Source organism: Salinibacterium sp. 10G20-15 (assembly GCF_057365065.1).
This window is the reverse complement of record NZ_CP195118.1, coordinates 2,508,539-2,528,730: the sequence shown is the minus strand read 5'-3', so window position 1 is coordinate 2,528,730 and position 20,192 is coordinate 2,508,539. Positions and strand designations below refer to the sequence as shown.

The 20,192-nt window shown below is 60.1% G+C and carries 19 protein-coding genes; 8 read left to right on the top strand and 11 right to left on the bottom strand.

The features are described 5' to 3' along the window. Positions 1 to 65 precede the first annotated feature (65 nt). On the bottom strand, positions 66 to 2,456 hold the full coding sequence (locus ACR3YK_RS12230; RefSeq protein WP_486175119.1) for an ATP-binding cassette domain-containing protein: 2,391 nt from the start codon (positions 2,454 to 2,456) through the stop codon (positions 66 to 68). A gap of 547 nt (positions 2,457 to 3,003) precedes the next feature. Between ACR3YK_RS12230 and ACR3YK_RS12225 the strand changes: the two genes are divergently transcribed. Further along, positions 3,004 to 3,912 (top strand): ATP-binding cassette domain-containing protein, encoded by a 909-nt coding sequence (locus ACR3YK_RS12225; RefSeq protein ID WP_486175118.1) that lies wholly within the window; start codon positions 3,004 to 3,006, stop codon positions 3,910 to 3,912. Continuing rightward, complete coding sequence (locus ACR3YK_RS12220) at positions 3,909 to 5,660, top strand: hypothetical protein (protein ID WP_486175117.1); 1,752 nt, start codon at positions 3,909 to 3,911, stop codon at positions 5,658 to 5,660. The genes ACR3YK_RS12225 and ACR3YK_RS12220 overlap by 4 nt, the downstream gene beginning before the upstream one ends. 3 nt (positions 5,661 to 5,663) lie before the next feature. Here the strand turns inward: ACR3YK_RS12220 and ACR3YK_RS12215 are convergent, their stop codons facing one another. From ACR3YK_RS12215 to ACR3YK_RS12200, 4 genes are all read right to left on the bottom strand, one after another. Next, the gene (locus ACR3YK_RS12215; protein ID WP_486175116.1) at positions 5,664 to 6,323 is read right to left on the bottom strand and encodes a DUF305 domain-containing protein; all 660 of its coding nucleotides are present in this window, start codon (positions 6,321 to 6,323) and stop codon (positions 5,664 to 5,666) included. Next, a complete protein-coding gene (locus ACR3YK_RS12210) occupies positions 6,320 to 6,952 on the bottom strand; it encodes a thioredoxin-like domain-containing protein (RefSeq protein ID WP_486175115.1) in 633 nt (210 codons plus the stop codon). The genes ACR3YK_RS12215 and ACR3YK_RS12210 overlap by 4 nt, the downstream gene beginning before the upstream one ends. A gap of 212 nt (positions 6,953 to 7,164) precedes the next feature. After that, positions 7,165 to 7,464, bottom strand: coding sequence for a transcriptional regulator (locus ACR3YK_RS12205; protein WP_486175114.1), 300 nt, complete (start codon positions 7,462 to 7,464; stop codon positions 7,165 to 7,167). Beyond that, the gene (locus ACR3YK_RS12200; protein WP_486175113.1) at positions 7,461 to 8,360 is read right to left on the bottom strand and encodes a hypothetical protein; all 900 of its coding nucleotides are present in this window, start codon (positions 8,358 to 8,360) and stop codon (positions 7,461 to 7,463) included. The genes ACR3YK_RS12205 and ACR3YK_RS12200 overlap by 4 nt, the downstream gene beginning before the upstream one ends. A 232-nt stretch (positions 8,361 to 8,592) precedes the next feature. Here ACR3YK_RS12200 and ACR3YK_RS12195 point away from each other — a divergent pair, with 232 nt between their 5' ends. Further along, positions 8,593 to 11,673, top strand: coding sequence for a lamin tail domain-containing protein (locus tag ACR3YK_RS12195; RefSeq protein ID WP_486175112.1), 3,081 nt, complete (start codon positions 8,593 to 8,595; stop codon positions 11,671 to 11,673). 110 nt (positions 11,674 to 11,783) lie between these two features. Here the strand turns inward: ACR3YK_RS12195 and ACR3YK_RS12190 are convergent, their stop codons facing one another. The 3 genes from ACR3YK_RS12190 to ACR3YK_RS12180 all read right to left on the bottom strand — a co-directional run bounded on the left by ACR3YK_RS12190 (position 11,784) and on the right by ACR3YK_RS12180 (position 13,159). Then, positions 11,784 to 11,921: a hypothetical protein gene (locus ACR3YK_RS12190; RefSeq protein WP_486175111.1), complete on the bottom strand. Its 138-nt coding sequence runs from the start codon at positions 11,919 to 11,921 to the stop codon at positions 11,784 to 11,786. A gap of 145 nt (positions 11,922 to 12,066) precedes the next feature. Then, a complete protein-coding gene (locus ACR3YK_RS12185; protein ID WP_486175110.1) occupies positions 12,067 to 12,561 on the bottom strand; it encodes a hypothetical protein in 495 nt (164 codons plus the stop codon). Between the two features lie 112 nt (positions 12,562 to 12,673). Continuing rightward, a complete protein-coding gene (locus ACR3YK_RS12180) occupies positions 12,674 to 13,159 on the bottom strand; it encodes a heme-binding protein (protein WP_486175109.1) in 486 nt (161 codons plus the stop codon). A gap of 351 nt (positions 13,160 to 13,510) precedes the next feature. On the opposite strand from ACR3YK_RS12180, the gene ACR3YK_RS12175 reads away from it, so the two are divergent. Next, entirely contained in the window at positions 13,511 to 14,227 is a 717-nt protein-coding gene (locus tag ACR3YK_RS12175; protein WP_486175108.1) for a D-glucuronyl C5-epimerase family protein, read from the top strand. Positions 14,228 to 14,322: 95 nt separating this feature from the next. On the opposite strand, the gene ACR3YK_RS12170 is transcribed toward ACR3YK_RS12175, so the two are convergent. Further along, a complete protein-coding gene (locus ACR3YK_RS12170; protein WP_486175107.1) occupies positions 14,323 to 15,099 on the bottom strand; it encodes an SDR family oxidoreductase in 777 nt (258 codons plus the stop codon). 101 nt (positions 15,100 to 15,200) lie between these two features. On the opposite strand from ACR3YK_RS12170, the gene ACR3YK_RS12165 reads away from it, so the two are divergent. The 4 genes from ACR3YK_RS12165 (at position 15,201) to ACR3YK_RS12150 (ending at position 17,901) form a co-directional block, all read left to right on the top strand. Continuing rightward, entirely contained in the window at positions 15,201 to 15,701 is a 501-nt protein-coding gene (locus tag ACR3YK_RS12165) for an NfeD family protein (protein WP_486175106.1), read from the top strand. Positions 15,702 to 15,721: 20 nt separating this feature from the next. Next, entirely contained in the window at positions 15,722 to 16,636 is a 915-nt protein-coding gene (locus ACR3YK_RS12160; protein WP_486175105.1) for an SPFH domain-containing protein, read from the top strand. Beyond that, a complete protein-coding gene (locus tag ACR3YK_RS12155) occupies positions 16,611 to 17,393 on the top strand; it encodes a glycerophosphodiester phosphodiesterase family protein (RefSeq protein WP_486175104.1) in 783 nt (260 codons plus the stop codon). The genes ACR3YK_RS12160 and ACR3YK_RS12155 overlap by 26 nt, the downstream gene beginning before the upstream one ends. A 142-nt stretch (positions 17,394 to 17,535) precedes the next feature. Then, positions 17,536 to 17,901, top strand: coding sequence for an RNA polymerase-binding protein RbpA (locus tag ACR3YK_RS12150; RefSeq protein ID WP_486175103.1), 366 nt, complete (start codon positions 17,536 to 17,538; stop codon positions 17,899 to 17,901). Here the strand turns inward: ACR3YK_RS12150 and ACR3YK_RS12145 are convergent. Next, entirely contained in the window at positions 17,898 to 18,623 is a 726-nt protein-coding gene (locus ACR3YK_RS12145) for a polyprenol monophosphomannose synthase (protein ID WP_486175102.1), read from the bottom strand. The two genes, ACR3YK_RS12150 and ACR3YK_RS12145, sit on opposite strands and share 4 nt — an antisense overlap. Then, the gene (lnt, locus tag ACR3YK_RS12140; RefSeq protein WP_486176416.1) at positions 18,616 to 20,181 is read right to left on the bottom strand and encodes an apolipoprotein N-acyltransferase; all 1,566 of its coding nucleotides are present in this window, start codon (positions 20,179 to 20,181) and stop codon (positions 18,616 to 18,618) included. Before lnt ends, ACR3YK_RS12145 begins: the two co-directional genes overlap by 8 nt. Between the last annotated feature and the right edge of the window lie 11 nt (positions 20,182 to 20,192).

Here is a 20,192-nt window from a genome sequence, read left to right as displayed (position 1 = left end):
GCGCTAGTGGTTGGTGCAACCCTACGGGGTGGTTGTGCGGGGCGCTCGAACGGGGTTGTGGTGGTCTACCGCGCCGCCGCAATGTACTGCGCAAGATGCGAGCCCGTGAGCGTCGACTTAGCCGCGACGAGATCAGCTGGCGTACCTTCGAAGACGATCGAGCCGCCGTCGTTTCCAGCACCGGGACCGAGATCGATGATCCAGTCTGCATGGGCCATGACTGCCTGATGGTGCTCGACGACAATCACGGATTTTCCCGAATCGACGAGCCGATCGAGTAGGCCGAGGAGGCGCTCAACATCGGCCAAGTGCAGACCCGTGGTCGGTTCATCCAACACATAAACGTCGCCCTTGTCAGCCATCTGGGTGGCAAGCTTGAGGCGTTGCCGTTCTCCGCCGGAGAGCGTGGGGAGCGGTTGGCCGAGACGCAGGTAGCCCAGCCCGACATCAACGAGCCGGTCGAGGATGGCGTGGGCCGCGGGAGTGCGTGCCTCGCCTTCGCCGAAGAACGCTTCGGCCTCGGCAACAGACATGCCGAGAACCTCGCTGATGTCCTTTCCTCCAAGCGTGTATTCCAAGACCGAGGCCATGAAGCGTTTGCCCTCGCAGACCTCGCAGGGCGTGGAGACGGTGGCCATGACGCCGAGGTCGGTGTAAATCACGCCGGCGCCGTTGCAATTGGGGCAGGCGCCTTCGGAGTTCGCGCTGAACAGAGCGGGCTTGACGCCGTTGGCTTTGGCGAATGCCTTGCGAATGGGCTCGAGCAATCCGGTGTAGGTGGCGGGATTGCTGCGCCGTGAGCCTTTGATAGCGGCTTGATCCACCGACACGACGCCCTCACGCGGGACGACCGAGCCGTGAATGAGGGAGCTCTTGCCGGAACCAGCGACCCCCGTCACCACCACGAGAGTGCCCAGCGGGATATCAACGTCGACGTTCTTGAGGTTGTGGGTGTCGGCGCCGCGAATTTCCATGACACCACTGGGGGAGCGCACGGTGTCTTTGGTCGAGACGCGGTCGTCAATGTGGTGGCCGGTGACCGTGTCGCTCTGGCGCAGCTCGTCGAAACTGCCCTCGAAGCAAATCTGACCGCCGTCAGTTCCGGCCCCTGGCCCGAGGTCGACAATGTGGTCGGCAATCGAGATCGTTTCGGGCTTGTGCTCAACCACGAGAACGGTGTTTCCCTTATCGCGCAGCCGGAACAGCAGCTCGTTCATCCGCTGGATATCGTGCGGGTGGAGGCCGATGGTTGGCTCATCAAAAACGTACGTGATGTCGGTGAGAGACGAACTCAGGTGACGGATCATCTTGGTGCGCTGCGCTTCACCGCCGGAGAGTGTGCCGGCCGGGCGATCGAGCGAGAGGTAGCCGAGCCCGATCTCGACAAACGAGTCGAGGGTTTGCTGAAGTGCTTCGAGCAGCGGGGCGACGGATGGTTCTTTCAGCCCGCGCACCCACGCGGCGAGGTCACTGATCTGCATGGCGCAGGCATCCGCAATATTGATTCCCGCGACTTTGGATGCTCGGGCACCCTCGTTGAGTCGAGTGCCTCCGCAATCGGCGCAGGCCGTGAACGTGACGGCCCGATCGACAAAGGCGCGGATATGGGGCTGCATCGCCTCGCGGTCTTTCGACAGCATCGACTTCTGGATCTTGGGGATCAACCCCTCGTAGGTCATGTTGATCGACTGAATTTTGACCTTGACTGGCTCTTTGTAGAGAAAGTCATGCAGCTCAGTCTTGGTGTACTTCTTGATGGGCTTATTGGGGTCGAGGAAGCCTGATTCGGTAAAGATGCGCACCATCCAGCCATCGGCGGTGTAGTTGGGGATGGTCAGCGCGCCCTCGGCGAGCGATTTGCTGTCGTCGTAGAGCTGCGTGAGATCGATGTCGTTGACGGTGCCACGACCTTCGCACGTGGGGCACATGCCGCCGGTGATGCTGAACTCGCGACGCTCCTTGGTCGTTACGCCGGCCTTTTCAAAGGTGACCGCACCGGCGCCGGAGATAGAGGCCACGTTGAAGGAGAAGGCTTGCGGTGATCCCACATGCGGGTCACCTAGACGGCTAAACACGATACGCAGCATGGCATTGGCATCGGTGGCGGTGCCGACTGTCGAGCGGGCGTTGGAACCCATGCGTTCTTGGTCGACGATGATCGCAGTCGTGAGGCCCTCGAGCACGTCGACGTCGGGGCGAGCGAGCGAAGGCATGAAGCCCTGAAGGAACGCACTGTAGGTCTCGTTGATCATCCGCTGCGACTCGGCGGCGATGGTGCCAAAGACCAGGGAACTCTTGCCTGAGCCCGAGACACCTGTGAAGACCGTGAGCCGGCGCTTCGGAATGTCGACGCTCACGTCGGTGAGGTTGTTCTCGCGAGCGCCGCGCACCCGTATGAGGTCGTGGCTATCCGCCATGTGGGCGTTGGGGGAGTCGGGGTTGCTCGTGCTGGCCATGGTGGGTGCCTCCCTGGTGGTGCGGATGCCGCGGCTCTGCGAAATCGCGGACGCTAGTGACCATTATTGCGAGAGTCCCTAAAGGTTTGTGGAAGTTAGGTTAGACAACTCGTTTTGAATGTGTGAGTATTCTTCCAATAACGGAAATGAGAGGAATTATTATGAAATCTTCACAACTACGTTCAAAGGGACTCATCGCTGCGGTTGGTCTCGCGCTTCTCAGTCCACTTCTTATCGTGGCACCCGCTAATGCAGCAGTCAGTTGTACCAACATTGGCACTAGCGGCACCCTTGCGACCGCGTCGTGCAGCGGTGTGGGTGACGTGCGTGTTAACGTCCGCTGTAATGCAATTTGGCCCTTCCCCGCATGGACGGACTATGGAAGCTGGGTTTACGTAAATGGCGGCGGGAACATCCTGAACTCTCACGCACGGTGCGGCGCACAAACTACTGTGTGGGTTCAGTTCGGGTAGTTGAATGAGGCTCGCGTTGCTGGGTTCGCCGCTTACGCTTGAGCGGGGTCACTGAATGTGTCATAGGAGAAAATTTGATCGAGTTCCGCAGCCTTTCGAAGCGTTTCGGCGACACGCCAGCGGTCGATGACCTTAGCTTTACGGCTCTGCCTGGACGGGTAACTGGCTTCCTCGGGCCAAACGGCTCGGGCAAGACAACGACGATGCGCATCCTGCTCGGCCTCGAGACTGCCGATTCGGGGGAGGCCCTCGTGGGAGGCAAACCCTACCGGCGCATCAAAAACCCGCTGTTTCGTGTGGGGGCTCTGTTGGATGCCCGAAACGCGCATCCGGGCCGCACCGGCTTCGACCACCTGAAGGCGCTAGCGCTCACTCATGGGATTTCGAACGATCGCGTTGAGTTCGTTCTCGAAGAGGTGGGGCTCAGCGGTGTGGCCTCTCGTCGAGTGGGAGGCTATTCGTTAGGGATGCGGCAACGCCTCGGAATCGCAGCCTCCATGCTGGGCGATCCCGACGTTTTTGTGTTTGATGAGCCCGTCAACGGTCTAGATCCTGATGGCGTGATGTGGTTTCGGGAGTTAGTGCGCGACTTCGCGGCGGAGGGGCGCACGGTGCTGCTTTCGTCCCATCTGATTAACGAGGTTGCACGCACCGCTGACCACGTCGTGATTGTCGGGCGCGGGAAGGTGCTCGCGGATTCTCCATTGTCGGACATCGCCCGCCTTCAGGGCGCTGAACGCGTGGTGGTGCGCAGCCTCCGCGCGCGCGACCTGATCGAGCCGCTCGTTGTATCTGGCGCAAGCGTTGCCGAGGAGCACGACACGTTGGTCATCGTGGGTTCGACTGCTGAAGACGTCGGGCTGCTGGCGGCTCGGTTGAACATTCCGCTTACCGAGCTTCGCACTCACGTGGAATCGCTCGAAGAAACATATCGCCAGCTCACCGATTCGAGTATCGAATACCGGCAGGGATCGGAGAAGTGAGTTCCGCTGTTGCACGCGGAGTCGAGACTAAGGGGCTCACTCAAGCCTGGGGTGTTGTTCGTTCGGAGTTACTCAAGCTCTGGTCTCTTCGCGCGCCGCGTCTCATCGTGGTGCTGATGTTCCTTCTCCCGGTTGCGCTGGCGACAGTTCGCGTGCTCTTCGTGCCGCTGGTTGTGGGAACCGATCTGGACGCCGATGGCACCTCAACGCTGTTCGAATCGATATCGGTGAGTGCGTTACCGCTGGCGGTGTTATCCGCGACTCTGGGTCTCATCGCCATAACGTCGGAGTACACAGACGATTCTTTGGCGGCGTCGTTGGCTGCCGTGCCCTCGCGCGTATCGCTCCTCTTGGCGAAGACGTTGCCGGCCATAGGTCTCTCCGCGCTTACCGTGGCGGCGGGGACGGCTGTCGCTGGTTGGATGTCGTCCATCACGCTGACGTCGCGCGGTTACACCCTGCCCAGCCTCGATCGTTCGGCCGAGTTGTTGCTCAGCGTCGTCGCGGGCGCTGCATGCTTCGCGGTGCTGGGCCTTGCGTTTGGCGCGCTCGCGCGATCAGTGGTTTCTGCATCAATCGTCTTTGTCGGGATTATCTTGTTGATGCCGAGCGCACTTTTCTATCTCGGGGGGAATTGGGTGCCGCGGTTCGTCGAGTTGCTCCCGGCCAGCGCACTCCAAGCGCTCACTACGCGAGCACCGGCAGAGCCATTCGTATTGGAAGGGACTCCTGCGTCGGCGCTGGAGCCGTCGACGGGATTCGCGGTGCTCGCCTCCGGATCAGTGCTCCTCCTAGCAGCCGCAGTTGCAAATTTCGTACGACGGTCAGTGCATCTGGAAGTCTCGCGCATTGGTCGTCAGTCACGAGTCTCGCGGCGGGCGATGGGAGTAGAGAGCTCTGCCCGTGGATTGAATTTCATGGGAGTAGTTCGATCCGAAGGTCTGAAGGCGCTTACTCTGCCGTCATCGCGGTGGCTGCTGGCGTTGAGCGCGGGTTCAATGGTTTTCATGGCGTGGCGCTGGGCTGGCACCAGAAATGCTGCTGACATTCTGGTGGCGCCAATTACTGCGTGGGATTTAGCTTCGCAAACCTTTGACGAGCAAATGACCGCAATAACTGGTGGGTTAGCTTTGAGCCAGTTCTTGATCGCAGCACTGGGGGCCACGATCGCCACCTCAGATTTTGCTACGGGTAACATCCGCCCGGCGCTCACGGCGGTTCCGCTGCGCGGATGGGTGCTCACTGCGAAAACAGGGGTTGCTGTCGCCGCGGCGATGGCAGCAGGGGCAATCGGATTACTGCTGGCCGCAATAGTCGCAACGCCCATTCAGCAGGACCAAGGAATCCCCGCGATGTTCACCGCGAGCGTCGTGTGGATATCGATTGCCAAAGGAACGATCGCGTTCGGGCTAGTCGCGGCACTCGGAAGCGGTGTGGGCGTGATCGCTCGTTCACCGTCCGCCGCACTATTTGCCTTGGCGGCGATCTTCGTCGTCGTGCCGACCCTGACGAGCCAAATGGAACGCGTCACCGTCGACACCCCGCTTGTGTGGCTCACTAACGTTGGCCGAGTATTTCCGTCGGGGCGCGAAGCGGCAGAGACGCTGGGCCCGAATTTCTTCCACCCGTGGTTTCAGTTTGGCAACATTGTGCAGCCTCCACCCGGCGCGCAGATGGCAGTGCTGATTCTGTGGGCGGCCGGCAGCCTCGCGATCGCGTGGGTGCTGTTTCGTCGCCGTGGAGTCTGAGCTCTATTCCTTTAGACCTTCGAGCAATTCGTTCATGTAGGTAATCTCACTCATTTGCACCTCCACCATTCCCTCGGCCAGCGACGTCACGACATCGTTAGCGGAGCGCTCGAGAAGGCCTTCGGCCATATCAAGACCGCCCGCATGGTGGGCAATCATGAGCTCAAGAAACATGGCGTCAGCATCGGTGGTGCTCGCTCTGAGCGCTTCCATCTGATCGTAGGTAGCCAGCCCAGGCATTGTCATCGCCGTCGAGGAGTCGGAATCCGAAGTGCCGTGCGAGTCGTGTTCGTCGTCATCCATCATCCAGGTCATTGGGGGTTCGCTAGACGCTTGTGGCAAATTCCACATGATGAGCCACGCGAACATTTGTCCCGCTTGCTGGCCCTGCGCCGTGGCGATGTCATAGGCCAAGGTGCGTATGGCTTGATTCTCACTCTTTTCCAGAATGATCATCGACATGTCGACAGCCTGCAGATGGTGCGTCTGCATATCGCGCGCGAAGCCGGCTTCCGCACTCGTCGTCAAGGGATCCGAGGATTCAGCCGGTAGCAACTTTTGCCCGACGAGGACACCAACTCCAACCAGCAGAATCGCTGCGATCGCCATGGCGCTTACACGGAGCCAAGAGTGGCGTGGCGAACCGCTGTCGCCGTCGGTCATGCGATGCGTCCGCCGCCGTCGATACCTCCGGAGCACGAAGCGCCGATCTCTGGTGCATCGCCGCCCTGCCAGAACTTATCGACGAAGTCCTGCATCCGCGGATCGTCCACTCCATCAAGTTCAACCTGGTTTCCCCAAGCGGAGATGATGACGGGAGCTTGAAGATCAACAACCGGCGACAGTACCGAGTACGTCGACGGCACGGAGCCTTGCAACTCTTCGAGTTCGTCGCCGGACACTAGCTCAGGGTTGTACGTAACCCAGACGGCTCCATGCTCAAGAGCGTGCACGGCATTTTCGTTGGGAACAGGCTCCGTGTAGACGCCGCAATTCAGCCAGACCGCGGCGTGCTCACCGCCGACAGGGGGACTCTGTTCGTATTCAACCGCCCCGGTGACATGGCCGGCGGTGATGTTCGGATAATTCTGAAGTCCCTCGATTTCAATTGCCTCGGGACTCGTGCGCGGGGTTCCGTTCGTCACGACCAACACGATGACGAGCGCCAGCGCCCCGACCGCGGCAACAATGCCAAGGACGATCCCGATCATCCGGTGGCGTTTCTCCGCAGCGTGTTTTTTCTTCATCGCGGCGACTTTTTCCGCCCGGCGCGCATCGCGCTGCTGTTTCACCGTGAGATCTTTGCCGGCGGATGAGTTGGCGGAGGATTGCGAGTCGCGGGGTGGCATTCAGGTGGTCCTGTCATCGGGTGCTTGGGCAGGGAACAGATGTGCTCACTAAAACTATTAGACAAAGATTGTGAAAGCCCTCCGAGCCGCGGGCGCGCTGGGCCGAGCAGTGAGGTTGCCGGTCCACGGAGCCTAATTGGGCGCACTTCATGTGCTTATCCCTGATCGATGATTGCCTTAAGCGCCAGCAGGTGCTGCTGATACGCGCGATACCCGGATGCCGTCGAGGTCACCCACGTGCGCGCACGATTGCCGACCGTTCCTTTGATAACTTTTGCGTAGCCAGCATCCGCAAGATAGCTGATCGCCTTGCTAAGTGCAGAGTCTTCGGCCTCGAGGAGTTGTTTGAGCGTCGCAAAATCGATCTCATTTCTGGCGCCGAGAGCGGCCATGAGGGACAGCCGTATCGGCGTGAGAAACGCATCATCGAGCTGGTGACGTGGATGCTGTTTCATGAACGGGTGTCTCTGGGTGCGGGTAACGCCGAAGCCACGAGCATGATGAGAAATACAGCGACGCCAGCGGCTACTGATGCCGCGAATGATGGTGACTTTGCCAGCGGAGCCAGAACGGCGAAAGCGAAGAGCGTGCTCGTGGTGGTGCCGAACGCAGTCCACTGCATCCAGCCCCATTCGAAACCGACTCGGGGCAGAGTCCATGCGGATTCGTCCAGCACGTATGTGAACGCGATGGCCGCGAGCGCAGCGATCATCAGCAGCGACGAGACGATCGGAATAGTGCCGAAGGAGATGAGTAGGCCTGCTACCGCTCCCATGATCCCCGTGTTCCACCGAACGGGTGCACTGAGCGGCTCGGAACTGCGGCGCGCCGGGTTGCGTGAACGCGGCACTTGGATCAGTTGAGCTATGGCGGGTGCGGCCAGAGGAACGAAAACGGCGAGGGCGACCAGAGGGATGAGCGAACGCGAGTAGGGTACGTCAAACACGGACAGCCCTGACAGAACGGCCATTGCAATAAACGCGAGGACCAACGGGATCCACACTGCTCGTGGCAGCGCTCTTTGGATCCCGAACCGTTCTCGAGTGCCCGTGGTCATCGTGGTGAACGCCAGTATTGGCACGATGAGTAGCGATGTCTGCGAGAACTTATCGGGGTCGCTGTCGCCGGCTGTGCCAATGCTCCCGGAAAACGCGAGAAGAAACACGCCAACATAGCTGGCTCCCATGAGAGCGCTCCAGATGCTGAACCACGCAAAGCCGCGGGACGGGCCCCGCTGCTTCACCGAATCGCGCACATCCTGATACTGCTGGAGCTGCCGAGAGGCTTCAGCCCGCGTGGTTTGTGGGGCGGGATGTGGGGCGGTGGGGGAGTCCGCGGAATCACTTTCCATCTGGAAAGTGTAACGTATCTGAGTTTTCTACACTATATCCACAGACGCATCGAGCGACCGAGAACGATGCTCAGAGCTCGTGCGTCGGCGCAGGCGCGGGGTCGCCGGCGTTACGCGGTTCGCACTATCCGGTCGATTTGCGTTCACCGCTGGTTCATATGCCTCCCCAAGACTGCGCACGCCAGCTCTCCCGAACCGGCGCTCTCCTCGCAGCCTCGAAAGGGCATTTCCCATGCGCAGACGGTCCCTTGCCGCCATCCTCACTTCCCTCGCGTTAGCGGTGCCGTTGTTCGCAACCGCAGCGACCGTCTCGTCAGTTCCTGCGGGTGCCGCTGAAGTATCCCCGGTTCGTATCAACGAGGTCGAGTCGAACGGCGATGAATTCGACTGGGTGGAGCTCGTGAACACAGGAACCGAGACTGTGGATGTGTCGGGCTGGATCGTGAAGGACGACAAAGACGATCGCGACCTTGCCTTGCCGGCCGGCTCAACGATTGCTGCGGGCGAGTATCTCGTTATCGATGTCAACGACGACGCCAATCTGGAAGGTTTCGGGCTCGGGAAAGCAGACACCGCCCGACTTTTCGCGGCCGACGGCGTCACGGCTATCGATGCTGTCGCTTGGGACGGTCACGCGGCCGTCACTTACGGCCGCTGTGCCGATGGCATAGGGGAGTTCCGCGACACGGTGGCGTCAACGAAGGGTGCTGCGAACGCGTGCGAGATCACCCCCGCGGCGGCCGTGCGCATCAACGAGATCGAATCAAACGGCGACGCAAACGACTGGATCGAACTCACCAACATCAGTGCCTTCACCGTGGATGTCTCGGGCCTCGTTCTCAAAGACGACAACGACAGTCGCACCGACGCGATCGCTGACGGGACCACGATCGAACCCGGTGCGTTTCTTGCCGTCGAGCCGTCCTTCGGCCTAGGCGGGGGAGATTCCGCTCGCATCTTCGACACGGACGGTACCACCCTGATTGATGGCTACTCGTGGGAAGCGCACGCCACTACAAGCTACGGTCGCTGCCCCGACGGGATCGGCGACTTCGCGACGACCAATACTGCGACCAAGGGCGCCGCGAACGATTGTGTTGCGGCCGTCATTCCGGATGTGCGGATCAACGAGATCGAGTCGAATGGCGATGCCACCGACTGGATCGAACTGTTCAACGGCGGCAGTAGTGCAGTGGACATTTCCAACTGGGTCATTCAAGACAACGACGACAGCCACGTTGCGCGAATCCCTGCTGACACGGTGCTCGCCGCTGGTGGCTACTTTGTCTTCGATCAGCCCGCCCTGAGCTTTGGTCTCGGAACAGCCGACTCGGTTCGCGTCTTCGCCGCCGACGGTTTCACTACGATCGATTCCCGCAGCTGGAGCGGCCACTCGCCAACGACCCTCGGGGTGTGTGGTTCAGAGTTTGTCGACACCACGAGCTCCACTAAGGGGTCAGTCAACGATTGCAGCGCGCCCATCCGCATCAACGAAATCGAATCCAGTGGTGAATCGAAGGACTGGGTCGAGCTGAAAAACAACGGCGCTGATTCCGTGGATGTTTCGGGCTTCATTCTCAAGGACAACGACGACAGCCACGCCTTCACGCTCGCTGCGGGCACGACTATCGCTGCGGGCGACTACCTCGTTGTCGAGCCTGACTTTGGGCTCGGCGGGGGAGACTCGGCAAGACTCTTCGAGGCTGACGGCGTGACGCTTCTCGACGGTCACAGCTGGACCTCGCACGCCGCAACAACGTATGCACGCTGCCCCGACGGAACCGGCGAGTTCGAGACGTCGAAATCTTCCACTAAGGGCGCGGCCAACAGCTGTGTCGGCGAGCTCGAAACAGCGCCCTGGCCAGGGGCAACGTCAGTGTCGACCGTGAATGAAAAGGATGCGTTCAGCGACAACCTGAGCGGTCTTGCTTTTGAGGCTGCTGATTCGGGCGACGTTCTCTGGGCGGCCAAGAACGGCCCCGGGGCACTCTACAAACTGGTCTTCGACGGAGCGAACTGGGTGCCTGCCATGAGCGACTCGTGGACCGCGGGCAAGTTGCTGCACTACTCCGATGGAACCGGTGATGTCGATGCCGAAGGAGTTGCGCTGACCGAAGCTGGCGCCTCCGGGGGAGTCTTCATCGCGAGTGAGCGCGACAACGCGAATGGCGGGGTGAGTCGCCCGACGATTCTTCGCTATGACGTTTCTGGCGCAGCATCCGAATTGACGGCCAGCCACGAATGGAACCTCACTTCTGATCTACCTGTAGTTGCTGCGAACGCCGGACTCGAAGGAATCGCGTGGATTCCTGACAGCTACCTCGTCGCGGAAGGGTTCGTCGACGAGAGCACTAACGCCCTCTACGACCCCAGCACGTATAGCGGTCACGGCGACGGGCTCTTCTTCGTCGGGCTAGAAGCCAACGGCACAATTTACGCCTATGCGCTCGACCAGAACTCCGGGGCATTCCAGCGCGTCGCGACTATCAAAAGCGGCTTCTCGAGTGTCATGGAACTCGAGTTTGACCCTGCTCTCGGCGGGCTCTGGGCAGTCTGCGATGACACCTGCAACGGACGCAGCGCCCTTCTCGAAATCGCTCAGGATGGCGCGGCTGACGGCTCATTCGAGGTCGCAACCGTTTTCGAGCGCCCGAGCGGCATGCCGAACATCAACAACGAGGGCTTCGCGGTGACAGCGCAGTCTGAGTGTGCGGCGGGTTCGAAGCCCGTGTACTGGTCGGATGACTCGAACACTGACGGTTTCGCGCTGCGGGCGGGCGCCATCGACTGCACGATAACGACGGACCCGACCGACCCGACCGACCCCACTGACCCCACTGACGCGACTGGCCCTAGCGCTCCGGTTGCGATTCCCGCGGCTGACCTGCTCGACTCGAATCGCGGTGCGGTATCCGGTCCCGCCAGCGCACGGCCGGGTGACACGATCACGATCGTCGTTGGTGCTGCATTGGCCGGAGACGTCGTGAACACGTGGATCTACTCCACGCCCACGTTGCTTGGTTCTCCGACGGTGTCTGCTGCTGGCGCTGTGACAGCGACGATTCCCACGACCATCACGCCGGGGGTGCACCGACTGGTGGTTACCGCGGCTGACGGCTCGCTTATCGGCTGGACCACCCTCACGATCGCGGCATCGGGGGAGGGCTCACTCGCGTTCACGGGGTCGTCGAACGCGCTACCGCTGCAGCTGGCCCTCATGCTCGTGATCGCGGGGGTGGCGCTCCTCGTTCTTCGCCAGCGCGGACTAACGCCCGATGAGGACCTGCTTACTCAGTCGGTGCGTCGTAACTGAGCGGCGCCTTGCCTGAAAGCGCCGGAAGCCGTTGAGGCTCGAGCTCTCATAACGATGCAGGGGAGTGGGCGGTCGAATCGGCCGCCTGCTCTGACTAACGCCTCTGAGGATTATTCAGAGTGAGGCGCCGTGGCAGACTCGCGTTCTTTGTCAGCCATCAGGATGCCATCACGAACGGCACTGCGGATGACGCCGTGGAGTATGTAGAGAAAAATGCCGACAAGAACGACGGCGATAACGAAGTCCATTATTCGTAGCCTCCAGTGATTACTACGGGATTATCTGTGGTGAGGGACCATTTCATTTACAAGCTGACATAATGTGCATTATCGGATACCAACCATGGCGCCGAGAGGGGTTGATGGCGACTGGTGACCTCAATAGCGCCGCTGGCTACCCTGGCGGCAACTCGGTCACTGTCACAGCCCACGGCTGATCGTTGGTCGTCGAAATGGAAACTGAATAGCGTCCCGATGCGTCGACCGCCAGGTCGTCTCTGTGAACGGGATCCTCGGCACTCGTGCGGCACTCACGCGACGTTTCAGTGCCGTCGCCGAGTGCAATCGTGAGTCGTCCCGGTCCGATGCAGTCTGAATAAATGGCGACTCGGCCAGTTTTCGGCGTGAATGCAGACGTGTCGATTGATTCGCTCAGGGACGAGGTGTGAGCCAATACTTTCTCATCCTGAACGTCGAACTCGAACACCGTCAGTTTTTCTGACATAACGTAAGCTTCACTGCTGCTATCGCCGACGCTCGTGCTGACCTCGGCTACCTGCTCTGTCGAGTCGCTTGCCGCGTTGTTGATCGCTGCCGAAGTGCACCCTGCGAGAGTGACGAGGCTGATCGTGGCCGCGGCGATGACGGGCCCTGTCGGTGGTCTACCCATGCCTCTCCCCTGTCTGGGTGTCGTGTTCGCTCGCGTTGGTAGTGAAGCAGTGCGCGGCGGCTGCAATCTCCAGAATACACCCACAATTGGAGAATATGTCAATTTCTGCTGTCTAGAAAGACCCTTTGCGGCTATCGAGAAAGCGAGCGAGGGCTTCCGCGGCTGCCTCATGATCGAGCGCGTCCGGCTCCCCCGACATGGTGAGCGTGCCGACGACCTTGCCGCCCACTCGCAAGGGTATGGACCCACCATGGGCTTTCACGTGGTCGTGATCCACGTCGGTGCGATCCTCAAACGGTGCTCCAGCCGCAAGATGGCGGAGTTTGATCAGCATCGACGGCTCTTCGAACCGTATGGCGGCAGCAGCCTTGCCCGCAAGCCAGGGGTCGTTCTCGACGTTTGTGTCCTTGAGCTTTGCCTTGAACACCACGTCTAAACCGAGTGCGATTTCGACTGCAAGATTGAGGTCCCACTCCCTAATGAGCTGAATGGCGATCAGACCCAACGCGACCGCGTCATCGTTGGTTAATCGAACGCAGTCGACGGTATTGAGATATTCGAGGTCGGCGACAGAGTACTTCGGCACAGGGCGAGTCATCCCACCAGTGTAAAGGTGATGTTTGCTCTTTGTTCACTGTGCGATGCATAAAGAAAGCAGTAGGCTCGCCAAGTGCAACACAGTCGTCGACCCGGAATTGTCCGCGGTGCTCTCCTGCTATTCCTCGCACTCGCTACGATGTCCGCGTGCACGTCGACACCACGTCCGACACTGACCTCGTCGCCTGAAGTGCCTCACAGCGCGGAATGGAGTTGGGAGACATCGGGTTGGACTCTGAATTCAGAAGTCGCTGAACCATACAGTGACCGGCCACCAGCGGATGTCGCCTCTCGTGAGCTTGATGACACCGGACTAGCTGTGTACTACGAACGCAACTCCAATAGTGTTCGAGTGGATCACCCCGTCGTCTACGCGCAGTATGGATTATCCGCGCTCATTGAGTACGAACATACGGGCGAGAAGCTATGGCTCGACCGCGCTGTGCGCCAGGCGGAACAGCTGCTCACCATGCGAACGGAACGTGCAGAGGGTTGGTGGTATCCGTATTCCTTTGATTGGACCTACGACGACAGAACCCTTACGGCACCGTGGTGGTCTGGAATGGCACAGGGTCAAGCTTTGAGCTTGTTCACGCGACTGGCTCAGGCCACTGGAGACGAGCGCTGGGCCGCTGCTGCGCATCACACGTGGGTGAGCTTCCAGCAGCAACCTTCAGCGACACAACCGTGGTCGACGTTCATTGACGACGACCACCTGTGGTTCGAAGAGTACGCTGGGGATCAGGCTCCCCTTATGGTTCTGAACGGTCAAGTATTCGCGATCTTCGGGCTTTATGATTACTGGCGTTTCACTCAAGATCCTGAAGTCGCGGAGTACGTCGACGGTGGCGCAACCACGGTGCTGAGCATCATGCCTCAGATCCGCAACTCCGGAGACATTTCGTACTACTGCGTGCAAGAGAACTTCTGTGCTCGCGAACGCTGGCAGAACGAGAAATACCATGTCATCCACTCTTGGCAGCTCAACACGCTCTCGCGCCTCACTGGTGATCCGGCGTTCAGCGGGTGGGCAGATCAGCTTGAGGCTGATTGGAAACCCTCCGAATAGCAGACCCGGGCTGGAGAGCGTCGCTCGGCAGCCGGCCACAGCGCGTTCGAACAGCACGAACTGTTTCTGAGCGGTGCACGTGGATCCCGGGACCGTTACTTGGTGAGAAAGTCTGAAACGTCGCCGACGTAGCGGGTGTTGTTTTCCGGCACGGGCTCGACCGCGGCAGAGGCAACTTCGGCGGCGAATTCGCTCACGTTGTACAGTCGGCCGGCGGCCTCCTTGCGGGCCTCAATCGCACCGGGGTTGGCGCGCTGCAACAGCGTTGCCGTGATGGTGCCCTCGATCATGTCTCCGGAGACGACAACAAAGCTGATGCCCTTGGCTTCGAGCTCGGGAATCAGTTCGCGCAGTGCATCCTCGCCGGCACGCTTGCTGAGCGCGACAGGAACATACTCGGGCATGGTTTCAACCGTGCGAATGAAGTGTGCCTGGTGGCTCGTCACAAATACGACGCGTGAACCTTCGTGCAACAGAGGCATCATGGTCTTCAAGAAGTTGACCTGCGCGTCGCGGTTCAGTTGCATGGCGTAATCCTCAGCCATGCCCCCTTCCATGCCGCCGGATGCGTTGAGCACCAGAATCTCAAGGCCACCGAACTCTTCCTTGACGGTCTCAAAGAGCGCCGAGACAGTTTCGGGATCGGTAAGGTCGGCACCGATAGCGATAGCGGAACCATCGGTCTCGTTGAGCTGCGCCACCAACTTGAGCGCGCGAGCCTCCTTATTGCGGTAGTTCACGGCAACGCGAGCACCCGCCTGCGCGAAGTAGGCGGCGGTGTCCGCGCCAATCCCCCGGGACGATCCGGTGATGAGCGCGCGAGCGCCTTCGAGCGAGTGAGCGGCCAGAGGATTCGAATTTTCGCTATTCACGCTACGACTTTACCGGTCGAAGCGGCGCTCCGCAGTGATCTAAGTGCTAGCGTCGTGATTGAAGATTTGTCGAACAGCGCAACGATGAAGGGCGCCAGCTAATGCTCGTAGACCTCACCCAATACTTGTGGATTCTGTGGCTGGCCCTCGTTGTGCTCTTCATCGTTGTCGAAGTGCTCACTCTCGAGTTCACTTTCCTCATGATTGCGGGAGGGTCACTCATTGGTGGTCTTGGTGCGAACCTTCTCGGCTGGCCCTGGTACGTACAAATTGCCCTCGCAGCGGCAATCTCTGGCCTCCTCATTTTTACGATCAGGCCCGTTCTCTTGATGAATCTCGAAAAGGGTGCTGATCCAGCTAAGAGCAACGTGGAAGCGCTGTATGCCCTTGGCGGCTACGTCACCGGTTCCTTCCGGAAGGGCGTGGGCGAGGTGAAACTCGACAACGGCGAAACGTGGACCGCGCGCATTGGCGATGGCACCGCTCCCTCAGCGATGCCGGTCGGCAAAAGAATTTCTGTGACGGGAATTGAAGGCGCGATAGTGGTCGTCATTCTCGAAACACCTCAATCTGGCAACACTCAACCTCGAGCGACAACATAGCCGCCGAGAAAGGAAGAAAAGTGACCGATCCCGCTGGCTTTGTAGGCCAGGTATTTGTGGTGATTCTGCTCGTCATCCTCGCCATTTTCGTGCTTGTGACGCTGTTCCGTGCGATTCGCATTGTTCCGCAAGCACGCGCCGGCGTTGTTGAACGCCTCGGAAAGTATCGCAAAACCCTGCTCCCGGGCCTCAACATCCTCGTACCCTTCATCGATCGGATGCTGCCCCTCATCGATCTGCGCGAACAGGTTGTCTCATTCCCACCGCAGCCGGTCATCACCGAGGACAACCTCGTTGTCTCGATCGACACCGTGGTGTTCTTTCAAGTAACGGATGCGCGTGCAGCCACTTATGAGATCGGTAACTATCTCGGAGCCGTCGAGCAACTCACGACCACCACGCTGCGCAACGTCGTGGGTGGACTCAACCTTGAGGAAGCGCTCACGAGTCGCGACAACATCAACTCCCAACTGCGGGTAGTTCTTGACGAAGCGACCGGCAAGTGGGGCATCCGCGTTGGACGAGTCGAGCTCAAGGCCATCGACCCGCCCCTCTCCATTCAAGACTCGATGGAAAAGCAGATGCGTGCCGAGCGTGACCGCCGTGCGCAGATTCTGACCGCTGAGGGAACCAAGCAAGCTGCCATTCTCGAGGCAGAAGGTTCGCGCCAGGCAGCAATCCTCGAAGCTGAGGGCGAAGCGAAGGCAGCAGTGCTTCGGGCCGATGGTGAAGCCGCCGCCATTAAGACTGTCTTCGCCGCGATTCACGAAGGTGATCCCGACCCCAAGCTCTTGGCGTACGAATACCTGCAGACGCTGCCTAAGATTGCAGACGGTGATTCCAACAAGATGTGGATCATCCCGTCAGAATTGACGGAAGCACTCAAAGGCATTGGTGAAGGATTCTTCAGTGGCAAGGGACCAGTCGCGCGCTAGCGCCACGTCGTCATATCTCTCCCCCGCAAGCCCCCGCGTGTTCGCGCATCGGGGGCTTGCGCTTGACGCACCCGAAAACACTTTGCTTGCTTTCGCGAAAGCCGTCGCCGCTGGTGCGCAGTTTGTAGAAACGGACGTTCACGTCAGCTTCGATGGGGTTGCGGTTGTCGCTCACGACCCCAGCCTCGCTCGCGTCGCGGGTCGCGCCATCAAGGTGGAGCAACTCACGATGGCAGAACTGCGTCGTATCGACTTGGGCGATGGTCAAGGTTTCTGCTCTCTCGCCGAGGCGCTCGACGCATTTCCAGAGACGCGCTTCAACGTGGACGTAAAAATCAAGGGCGCCGTGCTTCCGAGCGTGCGCGCGATTCGCGAGATGAAAGCCGTCGATCGCGTTCTCGTGACGTCATTCGACGAGAACCGCCGGGCCGCGACCGTCGAACAATTGCCTGGCATCGCAAGTTCCGCATCCGCTCGGCGCTTCGTGATGGCTCTTCTGAGCGCGAAAGTCGGCCTCTCCCCCGCCGTGCGACGTTCACTTTCTGGGTTAGTGGCCATCCAAGTACCTGAGAAAGCGCTAGGGTTGCGGGTGACCACTCAGCGGATGATCTCTCGCGTGCACGATCTCGGACTAGAGATGCATGTCTGGACGATCAACGACCCGCAGCGAATGCGTCACCTGCTTGACCTCGGTGTCGATGGGATCGTCACCGATCGAGCAGACCTCGCCCTCGAAGTTGTGAACACCCGCGCCTGATAGTCGCACGATCCCCACTTCACGACAGCGAGACATGTTGGCGAATGCTGACAACTCGCTGTTAAGACTGCGCGCTTGGAAGCATTCGTTCAGCAAGAGGGTTTATTACTTGTAGAAACCGCGAATTGAAGGAGGCCACACGATGGCAGATCGCAGCTTGCGCGGCATGAGACTTGGCACCCAGAGCTTACAGAGCGAAGAGGGTGTGGAGTTTTCCCCGCGGAAAAAGAGCGTGTACAAGGCGGCCGATGGCAGCACTTTTGAAGTGATGTTCGCGGCAGATGCCGAAGTTCCCCAGCAGTGGCAAGATGCCAAGACTGGTCAAGAGGGAACGCTTCTTGATGATGCGGGCGAATTGGTCGAACTCGATGAGGTCGACGTCAAGACTCCACGTAGCCACTGGGACATGCTGCTGGAACGGCGCACTCGTCCTGAGCTCGAAGAGCTACTCCAAGAGCGTCTCGACTTCTTGCGCGCCCGTCGCGGTCAGCAGAAGATCGGCGCCTAACGACGTACTGAGCTCAGGGTTGCCGAGACACCCCATCCGGTAACCCTGAGCAGTGCTTCGGCAACGATCCCTACGTGCATCTTAGAGCGCCCCGTTGAGCGTTCGACGAAGGTGATCGGATGTTCCGCCACCCGGTAGCCGGCACGTTCTAAGTTCCAGGCCAGTTCCACTTGAAAGCAATATCCCTGCGACGAAACGCCATCAAGGCCAAGCTCTCGCAGAGCACTCGCGCGAAACACCCGAAAGCCTGCGGTGAGATCGCGAATGTCTGAATGCAAAACTCGGCGGGCATAAGTGTTTCCGGCCTGCGACACACTGTGCCGGTACCACGGCCAATTCTTTACTGAACCGCCCGGTACCCAGCGTGATCCGATGACGAGATCGTTGCCGGCTTGAGCGAGGGCGATCATCGCAGGTAACTCGGCGGGGTCGTGAGAGCCGTCTGCGTCGATTTCGACAATGTAGGTGTACCCACGCTCCAGAGCGAGCGCGAAGCCCGCGAGGTACGCCTTTCCTAGCCCTTCCTTGGCGGGCCGGTGGAGCACCGATACTCCGGGATCAGCAGCGGCAAGTTCTTCAGCGCGCTCCCCCGTTCCGTCGGGGCTCGAGTCATCCACGACAAGCACATGGGCACGCGGCACCGCTTGGCGCAAGCGACCTACGATCGAGGCGATGTTCTCGATTTCGTTGTAGGTGGGAACCACCACGACCACGTTAGGCATTCTTTCTCCGACCGGCCAATCCTGCAACGATAAGGGCACCGAGTCCGAGTCCCGACACGAGCCATTCAATCTCTCTACCCCACACGACCGCAGGCGTGATGCTCGTCGATAGCGGCACATCCTCCACCATCGTGGCGGCCGTGTACCACGGAACCTCGGCGATTGTGGTTCCATCCGGAGCGATGATCGCGCTGAGTCCTACGGTAGAAATATTGACAACACTACGGCCCAGCTCGAGTGCGCGGATGCGAGCCATGGCCAGCTGCTGAGCGCTCTCGTCCGTCATGCCGAAGTCGGCGTTGTTCGACGATGCGATGATTACTTGCGCGCCCTGCTCGACCGACTCGGTCAAGATTTGATCATCGACAATATCGAAGCAAATGTTCACACCGACCGTGACGCCGTTGACGTCAAAGACCATGTCAGTCGTACCGATGGAGTAATCGCGCGCGATGAGTCCAATGAGGTCGGGAGCGAACTGCGCCCAGAACTCGCGATTCGGCACGTATTCGCCGAAGGGAATTGGATGGCGCTTGTCGTAAATATCCACGACGCCCTCTCCCGGCATCCACAACAATTGACTGTTGAAGACTTCGCCATCCCGCTCGGTGATGTCACCGGAGATAAGGGGTGCGCCGGCCTGCTCGACCACGTAGTCGAAAGCGGATGCCGCATAACTGTTGCTGAGTGGTGAAACGTCGGTACCACCCTCGGGCCACACGACGAGGTCGAGCTCGTCGCCATAGAGAGGCTCGGTCGCGGCAAGCTGGGCCGCGAGGAGGTCGCCTCGCTCGCGTTCGTCAAAATAGGCAGCCTTGCCATTACCCTGAACGGCACCAACACGCAGCGTGCCGTCGAGCGTCGCCTGCCATGTCGGCACGTTGAGCATGAGCGCGAAGACAGCGACCGGCACGAACGCTGTGCGAAGCGCGCGCGACACATGTTGAGCGCGGGCATCCAGAGGTAGCTCGCCGTAGTGGCGCCACGAGTATTCGGCGGCGGCGAGAGCCAGCGCGACGACGAGAACAATGGTGAAGCTCACGCCGGAGACGCCGATCCACGGAAAAAGTGGTGCAAGCGGGCTCTCGGCCTGAGAGAGCGCGACGCGGCCCCAAGAAAAGCCGCCGTAGGGCCACACGCTCATCCAGGCTTCGCGGGCTGTCCAGAGGCCCGCTACGACGATGGCTAGCCCTAGCGTTGTGCCCCAGCCTGCCCCGAACGCCCGAGGCACCCAGCGATACGCCAGCGTGATCGCCAGCGCCCCGAGGGCGACGAAGAGCGACTCCAAGAACGACAGCGCGAGCATGGGAACGGGGCCTAAGAATAGCGACGCCCACGAGATGTGCGTGAGGTAGAACGCAAAGCCGCCGAGAAAGCCGACAAGGAATGCCGACCATGAGCGTCGACCACGAAGAGCCAGCAGCATGAGGGCGATGCCCACAAACGTCATCGGCCAGACGCTGATGTCGGGGAATCCGGCATCCATGATCGGGCCGGAGGCCAGTGCTGTAACGATTGCAGCCCATAAGGGCAGCACAGCAACGGATTTATCGGGCATCACGAGTCGAG

Excerpts from the sequence above, each read along its gene's own strand:
- ACR3YK_RS12230 (WP_486175119.1), bottom strand. The coding sequence starts at position 2,456 with ATGGCCAGCACGAGCAACCCCGACTCCCCCAACGCCCACATGGCGGAT.
- ACR3YK_RS12215 (WP_486175116.1), bottom strand. The coding sequence starts at position 6,323 with ATGACCGACGGCGACAGCGGTTCGCCACGCCACTCTTGGCTCCGTGTA.
- ACR3YK_RS12205 (WP_486175114.1), bottom strand. The coding sequence starts at position 7,464 with ATGAAACAGCATCCACGTCACCAGCTCGATGATGCGTTTCTCACGCCG.
- ACR3YK_RS12200 (WP_486175113.1), bottom strand. The coding sequence starts at position 8,360 with ATGGAAAGTGATTCCGCGGACTCCCCCACCGCCCCACATCCCGCCCCA.
- ACR3YK_RS12195 (WP_486175112.1), top strand. The coding sequence starts at position 8,593 with ATGCGCAGACGGTCCCTTGCCGCCATCCTCACTTCCCTCGCGTTAGCG.
- ACR3YK_RS12190 (WP_486175111.1), bottom strand. The coding sequence starts at position 11,921 with ATGGACTTCGTTATCGCCGTCGTTCTTGTCGGCATTTTTCTCTACATA.
- ACR3YK_RS12185 (WP_486175110.1), bottom strand. The coding sequence starts at position 12,561 with ATGGGTAGACCACCGACAGGGCCCGTCATCGCCGCGGCCACGATCAGC.
- ACR3YK_RS12180 (WP_486175109.1), bottom strand. The coding sequence starts at position 13,159 with ATGACTCGCCCTGTGCCGAAGTACTCTGTCGCCGACCTCGAATATCTC.
- ACR3YK_RS12165 (WP_486175106.1), top strand. The coding sequence starts at position 15,201 with ATGCTCGTAGACCTCACCCAATACTTGTGGATTCTGTGGCTGGCCCTC.
- ACR3YK_RS12150 (WP_486175103.1), top strand. The coding sequence starts at position 17,536 with ATGGCAGATCGCAGCTTGCGCGGCATGAGACTTGGCACCCAGAGCTTA.
- ACR3YK_RS12145 (WP_486175102.1), bottom strand. The coding sequence starts at position 18,623 with ATGCCTAACGTGGTCGTGGTGGTTCCCACCTACAACGAAATCGAGAAC.
- lnt (WP_486176416.1), bottom strand. The coding sequence starts at position 20,181 with ATGCCCGATAAATCCGTTGCTGTGCTGCCCTTATGGGCTGCAATCGTT.